12 protein-coding genes are annotated in these 16,746 nt (G+C 29.1%); 3 read left to right on the top strand and 9 right to left on the bottom strand.

Translation table 11 applies throughout. The features are described from left to right. Positions 1-112: 112 nt before the first annotated feature. Positions 113-1,186: a YkvI family membrane protein gene (locus psyc5s11_RS00240; protein ID WP_224035691.1), complete on the top strand. Its 1,074-nt coding sequence runs from the start codon at positions 113-115 to the stop codon at positions 1,184-1,186. Between the two features lie 55 nt (positions 1,187-1,241). After that, entirely contained in the window at positions 1,242-2,219 is a 978-nt protein-coding gene (locus tag psyc5s11_RS00235) for a radical SAM protein (protein WP_224035690.1), read from the top strand. A gap of 362 nt (positions 2,220-2,581) precedes the next feature. On the opposite strand, the gene psyc5s11_RS00230 is transcribed toward psyc5s11_RS00235, so the two are convergent. From psyc5s11_RS00230 to murI, 5 genes are all read right to left on the bottom strand, one after another. After that, entirely contained in the window at positions 2,582-5,761 is a 3,180-nt protein-coding gene (locus tag psyc5s11_RS00230; RefSeq protein ID WP_224038103.1) for a S8 family serine peptidase, read from the bottom strand. Positions 5,762-6,041: 280 nt separating this feature from the next. Then, positions 6,042-6,710, bottom strand: a complete 669-nt coding sequence (locus psyc5s11_RS00225; RefSeq protein ID WP_224035689.1) for a helix-turn-helix domain-containing protein — start codon at positions 6,708-6,710, stop codon at positions 6,042-6,044. Positions 6,711-6,735: 25 nt separating this feature from the next. Continuing rightward, entirely contained in the window at positions 6,736-7,104 is a 369-nt protein-coding gene (locus tag psyc5s11_RS00220) for a DUF3783 domain-containing protein (protein ID WP_224035688.1), read from the bottom strand. A gap of 112 nt (positions 7,105-7,216) precedes the next feature. Further along, entirely contained in the window at positions 7,217-7,741 is a 525-nt protein-coding gene (locus tag psyc5s11_RS00215) for a peptidylprolyl isomerase (RefSeq protein WP_224035687.1), read from the bottom strand. Between the two features lie 104 nt (positions 7,742-7,845). Next, complete coding sequence (murI, locus tag psyc5s11_RS00210; RefSeq protein ID WP_224035686.1) at positions 7,846-8,625, bottom strand: glutamate racemase; 780 nt, start codon at positions 8,623-8,625, stop codon at positions 7,846-7,848. A gap of 595 nt (positions 8,626-9,220) precedes the next feature. On the opposite strand from murI, the gene psyc5s11_RS00205 reads away from it, so the two are divergent. Next, positions 9,221-10,330, top strand: a complete 1,110-nt coding sequence (locus psyc5s11_RS00205; RefSeq protein WP_224035685.1) for an HD-GYP domain-containing protein — start codon at positions 9,221-9,223, stop codon at positions 10,328-10,330. 132 nt (positions 10,331-10,462) lie between these two features. Here psyc5s11_RS00205 and psyc5s11_RS00200 read toward each other — a convergent pair whose 3' ends face one another. From psyc5s11_RS00200 to psyc5s11_RS00185, 4 genes are all read right to left on the bottom strand, one after another. Continuing rightward, positions 10,463-10,699, bottom strand: coding sequence for a hypothetical protein (locus psyc5s11_RS00200; protein ID WP_224035684.1), 237 nt, complete (start codon positions 10,697-10,699; stop codon positions 10,463-10,465). Positions 10,700-10,950: 251 nt separating this feature from the next. After that, positions 10,951-14,163, bottom strand: coding sequence for a carbamoyl-phosphate synthase large subunit (carB, locus tag psyc5s11_RS00195; protein WP_224035683.1), 3,213 nt, complete (start codon positions 14,161-14,163; stop codon positions 10,951-10,953). A gap of 14 nt (positions 14,164-14,177) precedes the next feature. After that, the gene (gene carA, locus psyc5s11_RS00190; RefSeq protein WP_224035682.1) at positions 14,178-15,227 is read right to left on the bottom strand and encodes a glutamine-hydrolyzing carbamoyl-phosphate synthase small subunit; all 1,050 of its coding nucleotides are present in this window, start codon (positions 15,225-15,227) and stop codon (positions 14,178-14,180) included. Positions 15,228-15,699: 472 nt separating this feature from the next. Next, positions 15,700-16,479, bottom strand: coding sequence for an SDR family NAD(P)-dependent oxidoreductase (locus psyc5s11_RS00185; RefSeq protein WP_224035681.1), 780 nt, complete (start codon positions 16,477-16,479; stop codon positions 15,700-15,702). Between the last annotated feature and the right edge of the window lie 267 nt (positions 16,480-16,746).

Here is a 16,746-nt window from a genome sequence, read left to right as displayed (position 1 = left end):
TGTTTTTTTAATGTGTTTTAGATTACTTATTTAAATATTGTAAATTTAAAGAATAAATCAAAGGTAAACCTTATATATTAATACAAGGAACATTCTTCGAGGAGGATAAATATTGAAAAAAGAATTACTCAAGGTATTTCAAGTTGCCACAGTGTTTATTGGTACAATTGTTGGTGCTGGACTTGCCTCAGGAAAAGAAATTACAGAATTTTTCACCATGTATGGATCAAGTAGTTTTTTAGGTATTATAGCTTGTGGTATTTTCTATATTGTAATGGGCTCTATAATCTCAAATATCAGTATTTATTATAATCTAAGTTCATATAGTGATGTTATAAATATAATAAGTCCTAACATACTCGGAAAATTTACTGGTTTTATAACTACCTTTTTTCTTATTTCCAGTGCTTCTATAATACTTGCTGGAAGTGGAGCCTTAATTCATCAATTTTTTGGGATACCCAAAATACTTGGCTCATTAATAATGATTTCAATTGCAGTCTTTTTTCTACTTCGTGATACTGAAGGTTTGATTGAAGTTAATTCTTTTATTGTTCCAGGATTGATTGTAACCCTTACATTAATTACAGCTTTATACTTTTCATTTTGCAAAGATACAATTTCACTTAGCAATATATCTAGTTTTCCACCTCAAAAATCAGGACTTGCTATTTCAACAATATTATATGCAGGATATAACACCCTTTCAGCCTCCGGAGTTTTGGTTCCACTTAGTACTCAAATGAAAAAAACTAAAACCATGATTATTGGAGTAATAACAGGTGCAATTGGACTCACTATACTTTGCTTAATGATAAATTTATTATTAACCGTTAATCAACCTTATATATATAACTATGAAATTCCACTGCTTTTTGTAGCAAATAGGTTTGGTAATATTATTCAAGCTTTGTTACTTGTAATTATCTGGTTAGAAATGTTTTCTACTGAGGTTTCAGATATATATTCAATAAGTAAAACCTTAGAACAATCCTTTAATATTAAATTTAAAAAAGCTATATTCGTAGTTTTAGGTATCGCTCTTTTAATTTCTCAATTTGGATTTGGAAATCTCATAACTAAGCTATACCCTATGTTTGGATTATTAAGTTTAATTTTCATATCTCAATGTATAATATTTTTCTTTAAACATAAAAAAGATTTTTCTAAAACATCTGAAAAGTAAATATGGTATACTTTTTGTAAAAATGTTTTAATAATTATCGTAAGGATTGATATATATGAATTATTTAGATATGTTAGATGAATGTACTCTTTGTCATAGAAATTGCAAAGTTAACAGAAATGATAATCAAATTGGATTTTGTAAAGCTTCAAATAAAGTCAAAATTGCTAGAGCTGCATTACATTTTGGCGAAGAACCTCCTATTTCTCAAAGTAATGGATCTGGTACTGTATTTTTTTCTCATTGTAATTTCAAATGTGTATTTTGTCAAAATCATGATATAAGCCAAGGAATTGAAAAAAATATTTCTTCTGCTCCGAGCAATATAAATATTCAGATTTCAACAACTGAAACATCTATTTCTGGGATGGAAGTATCTATTGAAAGACTTTCTGAAATATTTCTGGAGCTTCAAGAAAAAGGAGCTAATAATATTAATTTAGTTACTCCAACCCATTATGTTCCTCAAATAATAGAAGCACTAAAAATTGCAAAGAAAAATAAATTAACAATACCTATTCTTTATAACACAAATAGCTATGATTCTATTGAAACGATAAAATCACTAAATGGATATATTGATGTTTACTTGCCAGATTTTAAATACTTTAATGATAAATATGCAATTAAATACTCTAGTGCAAATGATTATGCTTCTAATACCATAAAAGTAATTGATGAGATGATAAGTCAAGTTGGAGAACCAAAATTTGATTCAAAAGGTAATATTCTTAAAGGTGTTATTGTAAGGCACTTAATGCTTCCAGGGCTTCTTTTCGATTCAAAAAAAGTAATTGACCTTATTTACAATAGGTATGGTGATAAAATTTATATAAGTTTAATGAATCAATATGTACCTATGTTTAAGGCTTGCGATTACCCTGAAATAAATAAACCCCTTAATCCAAAACACTATGATAGCTTAATTAATTATGCAGTAGAACTTGGAGTTACAAATGGATTTATTCAAGATGAGGGTACTAATAATTCTGATTTTATTCCTTCCTTTAATTTAGAAGGTGTAAGCAAATAAACTATGATTCTATGCTTGTACTTCTTAGATTAGAAATAAGAATCATTTATTTAATCACGAATGTTTGATTTCAAATTATTTATTTTCCGATTATTATAAATTTCAACTAATTATATTTCAATATTTTTGTGACTTTTTTAATTTCCTCATTTAACATTTAAGTGATTATACACAAAATAAAACCAGGGCTTATTCTTAAACCCTGGATTCATTTTGAAATAAGTGTACCTATGGGGATTTAAAAGTTATTTTTGGAGTAATCTCCAATAATCATCTTTAAAATCATTTCCCATTACAATCACCTCTTTCAAGTATTATTATGTGCAGTATTAAATTAAATATACCAGTTTCATTTGTGTATTTTAATAGTAAAATTTAGGAATTTCTCTTTTATTATCTAAACTTGATAGAACTGGTGGAATAAATTCATTTCCCCTCCAAAGTCTACTTGATTCAGTAGTGGTAAGCTCTCCTATTTTAGTTACCCCAACGTAAACATCTGATATTTTATACCATGTTGCATAATCAACTATGCCAGTCTGTGGCAATGTAAATATTCCTTGGAATACTTTTACTGCCTCTGCAGTCTTCGGTGTAAATTGTCCGTCTTCAGCAACTTTAGGAATTAAAGGATAATTTCTAGCTATTCTATTAAGTTGATTTTGAATTGTTTTTACAGACTCACCAGATGATCCAATAGTTAACTCATTCCCTGGATAAGACTGAGGACTTCCAGCAACCTTTTCAGCTGTAACTAATTCAATATCATTTCCATAATAATATTTCAATATCTCATATGGAACCTTACCTTGTGTACTCAAATATTGACTACCCCACTGACTTAACCATTGTGGACATGTAACGCTCTTTCCATCACAATATTGTGAGAAAAGTGGTTGTTTCTTTCCAATTCTCCTTATATAAGTAGAAAAAATCTCATCTACAATTACACTTATGCTATCATAAATATTTCTTCCATAATTAAATGCTTGATCATAAGCTGTTGAATTTGTAAGATCAAAATTTTTACCTTTACCTCTATACCACTCAGTATAAATTCTATTTAACGTAAAAGATACCATACAAAAAATATTTGCTCTTATAGCTGATTCAGTCCAAGTTGAATATATTTCACATGAAGCGACGTTTTTGATGTAATCTTTAAATGGTACTTTATAATTTGGTGCTGCTGGATCATTTGGACTTCCTTGATGAACAATAATGTATTCCGGAACTATAGGTTGTGGTAATACAACCCCTGAGGTTGGTGGTGGCAATGGTTTATCAACCTCTTCTGGTATCTTTGGTGGAAAATTCCCATTTAAAGTATTAGGCTGTATATCTATTACTTCCTGTCTCATATGTCCTCGTCCTAAATTGCTTTCTAAATTACATATTTGAAAAGCAACTTGTGTAGAGAATACTTGACACCCCTTTATTATTATTGGATTAAATCCGCTTCTCTCTACAGTTATATCATATAAGCTATAAGGGAGCTTAGTATTATTTTCATTTAAGGAATATTCTACTGGAGGAGCTTGTAATTCTATTTCTTGTGTTAATCCAACATTATTTGTAACTAAATCAATAGTTTTTAAGTTTTCAGTTCCTGTTGATCCTTTTACAGTTATCTTAGCATTATCAATTGGAATATAATCATTACCTCTAAAGCATTGAACTTTCAATCTACCTATATCAGACCCATTACTCATATTATCCATAATCTTCCCTTTGATATTTTTCCTCAAAATATTATATTTATAAAATGCTTTATTTGTTACTGATGTATCTTTCGAATTTATATTTTTTCTAGTTAAAATAGCACTTAAATCGTCTTTGATTAGATTCAAACTATCCAGAGCACAAACTTCTCCATATCCCCATAATGGATTTGGATATATTACATCTATACGCCTTCTTTTTGCCCCCCTTATTAAGTAGTATTTTAATCTTTGTCCAAACAAATATGGATCATTTCCTTTAACTATTCCCCATTGCATGATTAGCGCACATATTCCAGATACTTGAGGTGTAGCCATAGATGTTCCGGTCTTACTATCATAACTTCCATTTGGAACTGGACCCATTATATTTTCTCCTGGTGCCACTAAATCAGGTCTTACTAAACTTCCTTGATTTTGTGCACCTCTTCCACTAAATGATGAAAGATTATTAGTTCTATAGTTATAGCTTCCCACTGCAATTATATTATCTACTGTTGCAGGAATTCCTAAAGTATTAAATTGAATTGGCTCTAAAAATTTGGTTTTAGGATTAAGACCTTCTAATACCGGAAGCCATATAGAGTATTCTCCCAAGTACTCGTTTGATACATTTATCTCTAAAGTCCATACGCCCTCAAGAAGATACTCGGATCTAGCAGATAAAATTATTTTAATTTCACTATTTAATTCAAATGGCTTAGGTCCTGCTGCATATATATCATATCTATCACTACCTATAGCACCTTGAAGATATCCTTGTTGTATAGTAATATCTCCACTGCTTCGTCCTGTTGGGTTTATTATATTAATTGATATATTAGGTAAAATTGATTTATATAAATTCATGACAACTGATTTTTCATCACTTGCTATGTTAAAAATTTGTCTTTGTGTTTTATTTAATTGCCCTCCAACATGATGTCCCGCATCTCCCTCATTCCCGGCAGCAATAACAATAACTACTCTCTCTAAATTAGCTATTGTTCTAATATATTGTTCCAATAGGCTACTTCCATTATGTGCTCCATCATTTGTACTTAAGCTAATACTAATAACTAAAGGCATATTGAGTTCTTTGCTCTTATCTATTAAGAATTTAATTCCTTGCATTATTTGAGAGCTTAAAATTGCTACACCTCTTGCTGCTTTTACCATTGCTATAGAAGCATTTGGTGCAGCCCCTTTATACATTTGATTTATATTTCCTCCAGCACATGCAATTCCTGCAACATGAGTCCCATGCCCTGTATTATCAATGGATGGGACTATTGAAAATGAATTAGTAGACTTTATTGCTTCATTTATCATTTGTTTATTATAAATATCTCCCCCAGTACTTAAATCATAAATATATTCTATCCTTGTGCTTCCATCCGTATTCATAAATGCTGGGTGTGTATAATCTATTCCTGAATCTACAAATCCAATTAGCACACCTTCACCTGAAACATCAAAATTAGGAGTTAATTCAAGTATACAAGATACTCTGTTACTTTCTTGATCTTGCTCATATAAGTTTTTAGGCAGTTCTATATATTGAATTGTGTTACTTACTGACAGTTCTTCTAGTTTATTTATAGGTATTTCAACAATTCCAAAGTTAAATCCTAAGTCTTGAAACTTTCCGCCTAAACTTTCAACAAATGTCTTTGTTTGCTCTGGACTATCCCTATATAAAATAACAAGTTCTATATTATTACTTTGATTTTCTAAATTAAATTTATAACCTAATTTATCTAATAATGCTGCTGGTACATTAGTTAATAACCCTATTGATGCATCCACTTTTGATGATACTTGTCGTTCTAAACTTCTAATAATAACCACGCCCCAAATAAGTATATAGATATCCTATGCAACTAAGTATTTATATGTAACAAAAATAGAGATTAATTGGAATCCAATCAACCTCTATTTCTTTATTTATAACTCTATTTAATCTATTAAATCAACTTCTTATAGTTCTTTATCTGATGTCTAGCCGCTGTAACACTCCCACTTCTATAAGTGGGAGATAACAGCGGCACGACCCTAGAGATAAGTTCAACTAAGATTCAGATGGGGATCAACCCCCACCTGAATCAAGTTTCACTTGATACTATAGTGTAATTTCAATTCTTTCTAATTTCGCAATTACATCTATTTCTTTTAATTCCATAGTTTCAGTAATTAGATTTCCTTCATTACCAACTAAAAGTATTTTTGAATTTCCCAAAACTTTTATTTGTCTTATCTTTCTATTTCCTTTATAGTCAATTAGGAAAAATCCATTATTACTCACTTCTTTTATACTATGTGCAAAAGCGATATCACCTTTTAACATTCTGAAACCAGTCATTTCATTATCTTCTATTTCTAAATAAAATACCTTATCTTGTGGATAATTTTCTATTTTATTTGAATGAATCGGCATCTCTTTAGATCCCTTTTTATCAGATAACGAATAATTATATATTGGAACACTTCTGAGTACTGATGAGAACGCATCTGTCCAAACTTCTGAACTCTCCACATTTCTCTTTGGAAGTTCTTTTAAAGTCTTCCTTTCTTCCATTAGTGCCTCATCTGTAACAACCATACTTATATCATTCAAATCAGACTTCAGAACTTTAGATGCGTTATCTATGAAGGATTCAGGAGCAACTTTTCTTCCCATTTCAACTTCATTTAAGTATTTATCTGCTACACCTAACTTCTTAGCTAATGCTTTAACTGTCATGCCACTCTTTTCTCTAGCTTGTTTTATATTCTCTCCTACACGACTCACTTTACTTTCTCCCCTTTTGTTATGCTCAGTTATTTTTTTTCTGTGTCTCGAACCATTCTCTTTCTTCAACTAAATGTTCTAATAAGTATTTAAAGGTCCATTTATAATTTTGAGTTGTAGATACAGCCAATACTCCACCTTGAATAAAACCTCTAATATATCTAATAGTAACTTTTAATTGTTGTTCTTTAAATCCATTAAAAATAAGTGCCTTTTCATTTAATGGCAACTCATCATAAGAATTTTCATTGGTCTTTTCACATATTATATCTTCCAACTTCATTAATGCCGTATCATTATTTATTTCTATTACCTTAATGTTTTGGCTTTCAATTTTCTTAATTTCTTCTTGTTTTAATCCATATGCTAATATACACCTATCACTTATAGCCATTTGTGACACCTCTTTTCTCTTTACTTTATGTATAAATCTATAATTTAAATATACTTTTTGAAATGATTTTTAAGAAAACTATCTATCATAATTATATTTTTTAACTAAAATTTTATTCTTCAATTATTTCTGGCGCTTTAATTTCTTCACCTTGCATATCTACTGTAACACTCTTAATAACTTGATCTTCATAAGGTCTATCTGATCTATCAGTCTTTTGAGCAACAATTTTATCTGCTACTTCAATTCCTTCAATAACTTTACCAAATGATGCATATTGTCCATCTAAGTGTGGAGCATCTGCTACCATAAGAAAAAATTGACTTCCTGCTGAGTCTGGGTGCATAGATCTAGCCATTGATAATATTCCCTTTGAATGTTTTAATGTATTTTCAAATCCATTGTTTGTAAATTCTCCCTTTATGCCATATCCTGGACCACCCATACCATTACCATCCGGGCATCCCCCTTGAATCATAAATCCTGGAATAACTCTATGGAATATTAATCCATCATAAAAACCTCTATTAATTAAATCTACGAAATTACTCACTGTATTTGGTGCTATTTCAGGATATAATTCTGCCTTAATAACCCCACCATTTTCCATAGTCATTGTAATAATTGGATTCTTCATTTTTAAATTTCTCCTCTCGATATCAATCTTAAATAATATTATTATCTAAAATATAAATTTAAATTCATGCCTCATATAGATTTCTTCTAAGCTGTGAATTATATTTATATTTTTATATTAATTAGATTATAACAGAAATCTATAATTTTATTATCATTTATAGAATTATAAATTGTTATTTTCCCTTTTTCTTTTGAATCATTTAACAAGTCTTTTTCGATTAACTTTCTTTTCAATTCATGAGAGGTACCAAGCCCGCCATCAATAAGTGGTATGTCCTCTCCAATAACATTAGATAAAGCTTCCTTTATAAATGGATAATGTGTGCAACCCAAAACAATTGCTGCTATATTAGCATTTAGGTAAGGCTTGAACTTTTGCCTTAAATAATTTTCTAATTTTTCTCCATTTAATATGCCTTCTTCTATAAATTCTACAAGGCCTGCACAAGGTAATGATACTATACTTGATTCATTTTTATACTTATCCATTAGAAGCTTAAACTTTTTCTCTTTTAATGTCATAGGCGTTGCCATTATTATTATATTACCTTTTCTCTTTAACTTAACTGCTGGTTTTAAAGCGGGTTCTATACCGATTATAACAGTATTCTTATACTTATCTCTAATATCTTCAATTGCAGCACTAGTTGCTGTGTTGCAAGCTACTACAACTGCTTTAACATTCTTATTCAATAAGAAATCTACTGCATTCAAAGTAAGATTTTTAACATTATCTAGCTCCTTAGTTCCATAAGGAGCATTTTTTGAATCTCCAAAATATATAAAATTTTCATTTGGCATGATAGAAATAGCTTCTTTCATTACACTTAAGCCACCTACCCCTGAATCAAAAAATCCAATAGGACTATTTTTAATATTCAAAGTGTCTCACTCCATCTTTTTCTAAAATTAGGTATATGAAATAAAAAAAGTCATTCTAAATATACCTTATCTAATAAATATTTTATTACTTTATTTACAATAAATCTATATAGAAATTATTTTTAACTATACTATTAACATAAATTTTCGGTATAACTAATAATATACTACTTTATATACAATTTCTGTTAGTCATATCACATAAAATAGACTAAAATAGTTACTTATTATTTTTTTAAATATATTGATAGTATTAACTACTTATAAATGATAATTATACTAGTAAGAGTCTTTTTACAAAAATTAAAGATGCTTTCAATAATGAAGATTATGCTGATGCATCAAGACTATATCTTGAACTTGAAGATAAGATGATCCAACTTAGAACTTTATATTCCGTTTATAAAATGAACCTTTTAGATATTTAATATTATTATAAAAAATAGAGTATCTCAAGATAAACATTATTTTGAGATACTTTATTGCATATTATTTACTTTTAATGCTATTATCTTCACGTTTTTTATTATTATAGTATAATTTTACATATTAGTTATGATATAATTATTATTATTGTTTGAGGAGGTATATAATTATGAGATTAGTTCCTATTGAGTGTATTAGAGAAAATTCATTATTAGGTAAAAATATATATACTTCTGATGGACGATGCTTGCTTAGATCTGGCGTTGTTTTAACAGAGGCTATATTAGAAAAAATCAAGGATTTCAAAATATTTTCTCTTTATATAATTGATGAATATAGTTCTTATGAAATTGAAGATATTATAAAACCAGAATTAAGGCAAAAATCTATATCTATTATTAAAGAAACCTTTTGTGATATACAACGTATAGCCACTGTTCATAACTTCGAAAACCGTAGTATAAAGGATTATACAAAAAGAGAAAAAAGATACTTTAAGTCAATTAATAAAATAGCTGAAGAATTATTAGAAAATGTTTTATCCAATAAACATGTATTGTTGTCTTTAGTTGATATAAAAAGTATGGATACTTATACTTATTCTCATAGTGTGAATGTTGCTGTAATATCCATTGTACTTGGTATTAGTTTAAAACTTTCTAAGAGAAACTTATTTTATCTTTGTATTGGTGCACTAATCCACGATGTAGGAAAATCATTTATTCCAAATGAAATTCTTCAAAAACCCGACAGTTTAACTCAAGAAGAATTTGAAATAATTAAAGAACATCCCGTACATGGATATAAATTTTTAGGGGAGTTTTTAACTTTAAGTTCTCAAATTAAAGTAATTGTTCTACAACATCATGAGAGATTTGATGGATTAGGTTATCCTAATGGAATTTCAGGCAAACAAATTAGCTATCTAGCTCGGATTGTAAGTATAGCTGATGTTTATGATGCCCTTACTTCTGATCGCCCCTATAAAAGAGCTATGTGCCCCAATGATGTATTAGAATATTTAATGTCTAATGTTGGCACGCAATTTGATTATGATATTGTTAATGTATTTTGCAAGGTTGTTATTCCATTTCCCCAAGGAACACTTGTAAGTCTTAGCAATGGTGATGTTTGTGTAGTTGAACAAACACTTCCAAACTTCCCATTAAGGCCTATTGTAAAAATAGTTAAAAGTGAGCGTTTAAATGACATTGGCTCTAAAGTTAATTTAATAGATACTCTTTCAGTTGTAATTTCTAAAATACAATATGAAATATAAAATAAGTTACTAAATCTTGTTAGTGGCTTATTTTTTTGATATATGTATTGCAATGATCAATTCTTAATTAACTATGATAGTTTCAAAAAATTTATTTATGAATTGTAGATTATAAATTTTAATATGTATTTTTTAATTTATTACTTCTTTTTTATGTATAAATGGATTAAGATTTGCAAGTTCTTCTGCTTCTTCAAAACTTCTAGCTCTAAATACTAACGTCCAACCATTTTTATCATATTTCCCTGCACACATTATGTATTTTTCTTGTTTATCAATATATTTTTCCTGCCTATCTATTATCAAACTTCTAATATTATCAACATTCTTGCAGTTTAATTTTACATAAAAATTTCCTATTTCCTTCATATTACACATCTCCCTACCAAACGTATGTTCATTAATTACATTATACAGAACACATGTTTGCATGTCAACTAATATTAATTTACTCACTGCTAGTTTATATAAAATCAATTTATATGCATAAGGCAAATGGACTTTTTATTTATTTGATTGTGCCTAACCTTATATAAATACAAGGCTACTAAAAAATCTAGTAATTTTTCAGTAGCCTCGCAATCTCTATTCTATTTTGCTTTTATTAACTTTATAATGTTTTATTCTGCTGCCATATCAAATACTTCTAAATCCTTATTTTCATCAAGCTTTGCAAGTTCTACATCCGCAATCGCTCTTAATGTATCTAATGCAGTAATTACACCTACATTTCTCTCAACTGCAGCTCTTCTTATTAAGAATCCATCTCTCTTTGAATCATTTCCCTTAGTTGGGGTATTTATAACTAAATCTACTTCTCTATTTTTAACTATATCCAATATGTTTGGTTCTTCTTCATCAATTTTTCTAATTTCTTCTACTTCTATACCAGCATTTCTTAACAATTCAGCAGTTCCTGTAGTCGCTATAAACTTATATCCAACTGCTGCAAGATCTTTTGCTATAGGTAAGAATTCTTCCTTATCATGCTTGTTTATTGTTGCTAGTATCTTCCCTTTTTCTTTTGATGGATACATATTAGCTCCAACAAATCCCTTATAAAGAGCTTCTTTTAAGTTTCTTCCTATACCTAAAACTTCTCCTGTCGATCTCATTTCAGGTCCTAAGCATACTTCAACATTAGGCAATTTTTGAGTTGAAAATACTGGAACTTTAACTGAAACTAATTTAGGTTCTTTATATACATCTATTCCATATCCCAAGTCTTTTATTTTGGCTCCAAGCATTACTTGTGTAGCTAAATCTACTATTGGTACTCCACTTACCTTACTTATATAAGGTACTGTTCTTGATGCTCTTGGATTAACTTCAATTACATATAATTCTCCTTCGAATTCTATGAATTGAATATTTATCATTCCAGTGATTCCAATTGCTAAAGCTAACTTCTTAGTATAATCTAATACGTATGCTTTTATCTTGTCAGATAAATTTTGACTTGGATACATAGTAACACTATCTCCTGAATGAACTCCAGCTCTTTCTAAGTGTTCCATGATTCCTGGGATTAATACATTTTCCCCATCTGATATTGCATCAACTTCTATTTCTCTACCCATTAAGTATTTATCTATAAGAATTGGATTTTTACTATCTTTAGCAAATGCATTTTCAAGGTAGAATGTTAATTCTTCATCATCATGGGTTATTTCCATTCCTTGGCCACCAATTACGTATGAAGGTCTAACAAGCACTGGGAATTTTAATTTTTTAGCTTCTTCTAATCCATCTTTTAATGTCCATACGCCTTTACCCTTTGGTCTTGATATTCCTAATCTTTCTAATAATGCATCAAACTTTTCTCTATCTTCAGCCAAATCTATTTGATCTGCTGTAGTTCCAAGAGTTACAATATTTTTTTCTTTCAAGAAATTTGCAAGTTTAATAGCTGTTTGACCACCAAATTGAAGTATTACACCATCTGGGTTCTCCTTTTCAATTATATTAAACACATCTTCTTCAGTTAATGGTTCAAAGTATAATTTATCTGATACGTCAAAATCGGTACTTACTGTTTCTGGATTATTATTAACTATTATAGTTTCAATTCCAAGTTTCTTTAATGCTTTTACACAATGTACTGAAGCATAATCAAACTCAATTCCTTGACCTATTCTTATTGGACCAGAACCTATAACTATAACTTTCTTATTATTTGATACTTCAACTTCATCATATTGCTCATAAGTTGAGTAATAATAAGGTGATAATGCTTCAAATTCACCTCCACATGTATCAACCATTTTATATGAAGGTTTTATATTCCATATGTCCCTTAATCTATAGATATCATCAGGGGTAACCTTTAGCATATCTGCAATAGCTTTATCTGAAAATCCTTTTTTCTTTAAATTATGCAACCATTCTTTATCTAGATCTTCAATCTTACTAAGTTTTAATCTTTGTTCTTCTTCAACTATCCATTTGATCTTTTCTAAGAAGAACATATCAATTCCTGTAATCTTGTTTATTCTATCTATCATATAGTCTCTTCTTATCATTTCAGATAGTGCGAATATTCTTTCATCATCTGGTTTCATTACTATCTCTTTTAACTCTGAAATGCTATGTTCTTTAAATTTCTTATGATCTAAAGAATACTTTCCTATTTCTAAACTTCTAATACCTTTTAAAAATGCTTGCTCAAAGTTAGCTCCAATAGCCATAACTTCTCCAGTAGCCATCATCTTTGTTCCTAATTGTCTATCAGCGCCAAAGAATTTATCAAAAGGCCATTTTGGTATCTTGACAACAACATAATCAAGTGTTGGTTCAAAACATGCATAAGTCTTTTGAGTTACAGCATTTTTTATTTCATCTAATCCATATCCAAGAGCAATCTTTGCAGCAAGTTTGGCAATAGGATATCCTGTTGCTTTTGATGCTAAAGCTGAGCTTCTTGAAACTCTAGGATTGATTTCTATAACTGCATATTCAAAGCTAGTTGGATTTAATGAGAATTGTACATTACATCCACCTTCAATTCGAACTGCATTTATTATATTAATTGATGCTGTTCTTAGCATTTGATATTCTTTATCTGAAAGAGTTTGTGATGGCGCAACAACTATACTATCACCAGTATGTATACCAACTGGATCTATATTTTCCATGTTACATACAGTAATACAGTTTCCATAAGAATCTCTCATTACTTCGTATTCTACTTCTTTCCAACCTTTAACACTCTTTTCAAGTAAAACTTGACCTATTGTACTTAATTGAAGTCCTAATTTTAATATAGTTTCAAGTTCTTCCTTATTATCAGCAATACCACCACCAGATCCACCCAATGTATATGCTGGTCTGACTATAACTGGATATCCAATTTTATCTGCGAAATTCATACCTGTTTCTAAATCATTTACTATTTCACTTTTTATAACTGGTTCTCCAATTTTATTCATCATATTTCTAAATAGTTCTCTATCTTCACCATCTTTAATAGATGCAATAGATGTTCCAATTACTTTTACATTATACTTTTCTAAAATACCAGAGTCATTTAATTCTACAGCAAGGTTAAGCCCTGTTTGACCACCCATTCCTGCAAGTAAGCTATCTGGTCTTTCTTTAGCAATAACTTTTTCAACAAATTCTAATGTTAATGGTTCTATATAAACCTTATTTGCAACGTCTTTATCTGTCATAATAGTTGCAGGATTTGAATTTACAAGAACAACTTCTATACCTTCTGATTTTAATGCTTCACAAGCTTGAGTTCCTGAATAATCGAACTCTGCTGCTTGACCTATAACTATGGGACCTGATCCTATAACTAAAACTTTTTTTATATCTTTATTTAATGGCATTTCATTTACCCCTCCTATAGTGCATATTCTAAAAATTTATCAAATATGTATTCGCTGTCCTTTGGACCTGCTGATGCTTCTGGATGGAATTGAACTGAATATATTGGTAAAGTCTTATGCTTCATTCCTTCTACTGTTCCATCATTTATATTTACATGGGTAACTTCCATATCATCCGGTAACTTTTCTACTACATAACCATGATTTTGAGAAGTTATATGAACAATATTAGCTTCTAAATCTTTAACAGGATGATTACATCCTCTATGTCCAAACTTTAACTTAGAAGTTTTTCCTCCTAAAGCTAATCCTAATAATTGATGTCCTAAACAAATACCTGTTATTGGTTTAATGCCAACTAATTTCTTTATATTCTCTATAGCAAAATCTAAGTCTTCTGGATCTCCAGGTCCATTAGATAAGAATACTAAATCTGGATTTACACTTAAAACTTCTTCTGCTGTAGCTGTAGCTGGGAATACAGTTAATTTGCAATTTCTCTTCTTAAAGTTCCTTATGATATTATTCTTTATACCAAAATCCATTATTGCTATATGTTTACCTGTTCCTTCAATTATATAAGACTCCTTTGTAGTAACAGTCTTTACAGCTTCCTTTGTTGAAAATCCTGCAACTTTTTCTTTAACATATTTATCATCAACATCTTCTAATGTAATTATGCCTCTCATTGTACCGCTGTTTCTTAAAACTTTAGTTAATGCTCTTGTATCTATTCCTTCTAAACCAATAACTTTTCCTTGCTTTAAGAAATCTTCAAGTTCTAATTCACATCTAAAATTGCTTGGTAAATTACATTTTTCTCTTACAATAAAACCTCTTACCTTAATTGAGTCAGATTCCATATCTTCAAGATTAATTCCATAGTTACCTATTAAAGGATAAGTCATAGTTACTATTTGTCCGTAATAAGATGGGTCAGTAAGCACCTCTTGATAACCTGTCATACCAGTTGTAAATACTACTTCTCCAACGCTTTCTTTTAGGTATCCAAAAGCTTTACCTTCAAAAACCATACCATTTTCTAATATAAGCTTTGCCTTCATGCTCAAGCCTCCTACAAATATATTTTTGCTAAAACTACACCTTATGAATCTTTTTTATATAAAACAAAAGGATAACAAAGAGACTACAGTAAAACTGTTCTCTTCACTATCCTGTGATATACCCTACAAATATTGAATTCAAAAGATAAGCTATGAAATTCTTCATTATGCTTCCAAATATCATAGTTATGCTCCCTTTTTGGCCTCACAGGACCAAGTTAAAGTGTACCTTAACTTTTTAAATTTTCTCTTTTCAACTATTCTAGTTGATAGATGATATTATGTCAAGATAATTTAGGGATAGTTCTATATTTAATACAATGTTTTTATTTTAATCATATTCCATTAATTTTATTCTAAACATTCAGAATAAATATTCATTTTATATATCAATATTATCACATAACTATAATTATATAAAGTATAAAAATACATTTATTTTGAATTTTTATTCATATATTATACTTTATGACTAACTATTGTTCTTTAATATTATTTTTCTGCTTAATACTCTTGGTATTAATTTATTTCCTAAAATTAATAATTTATTTTTATAACCTGGAATAATTATTGTCTTTCCTTTTATAAACCCCAAATAAGCTTCTTTTGCAACTCTATTGGCATCCATCAAATATTTTTTTGCTTTTTCTGATTTCTTTATTCCAGCGCTTTCTTGAAATGATGTTTTGACCGGTCCTGGGCAAAGACAACTTACTCTTATTCCTAAACTTTTCACTTCATCATGAATTGCTTCTGTTAATGACAAAACATATGCTTTACTAGAATAATACATAGACATCTTAGGTCCAGAAGTAAAAGCTGCTGTAGATGCTACATTTAAAATTCCACCATTTCCTCTTTTAATCATGCCTTTTAAAAAATACTTTGTAAGAGTAGTTAATGCAATAATATTTATATTTATTAGTTTCGCCTCAAAGCCCTCTTCTGATTCAGCAAAGAATCCAAAGCTTCCAATACCCGCATTATTTATTAAATTATCCACAATAATTTTTTTTTCTTCCACAACATTTATTATTTTTTCACAGAATTTATCCACACATAAGTCAGTTGGTATTATTTCCACGGTTATTTTATATTCTTTTTCAAATTCAACTTTAATATCTTCTAGCTTATCTTCATTTCTAGCTACAATAATTAAATTATGTTTGTCCGCCGCAAAAAGTTTTGCGAGTTCTAGTCCAATTCCTTCTGTGCCACCAGTTATTAATGTATATCTATTTAAAATATTCATTTTTATCTTTCCTTCTCATATTGTTTTACATAATTATAACAAAAAAATCTTATCCATAGTACATCTTTAAGTCGTAATAAAAACCTACTACTATCTATTTAATTAATTTCTGCTACTAATAGAAACTTATGAAGTTTTTTCGAAATTAGGTTATGCTTTTTCACTGTCTAATTAAAAGAAAATATGATAAAATATTTAATAATAAACATGTTATTTAATTTTAAAAATAGCTTTATAACAATTTTTTTAATGTTTTTCATGACAAAT

Source organism: Clostridium gelidum (assembly GCF_019977655.1).
In the GTDB taxonomy this organism is placed as follows: Bacteria; Bacillota; Clostridia; order Clostridiales; family Clostridiaceae; genus Clostridium; species Clostridium gelidum.
Note: the sequence above shows the minus strand (reverse complement) of the source record. Positions and strands in the feature narration are given on the sequence as shown.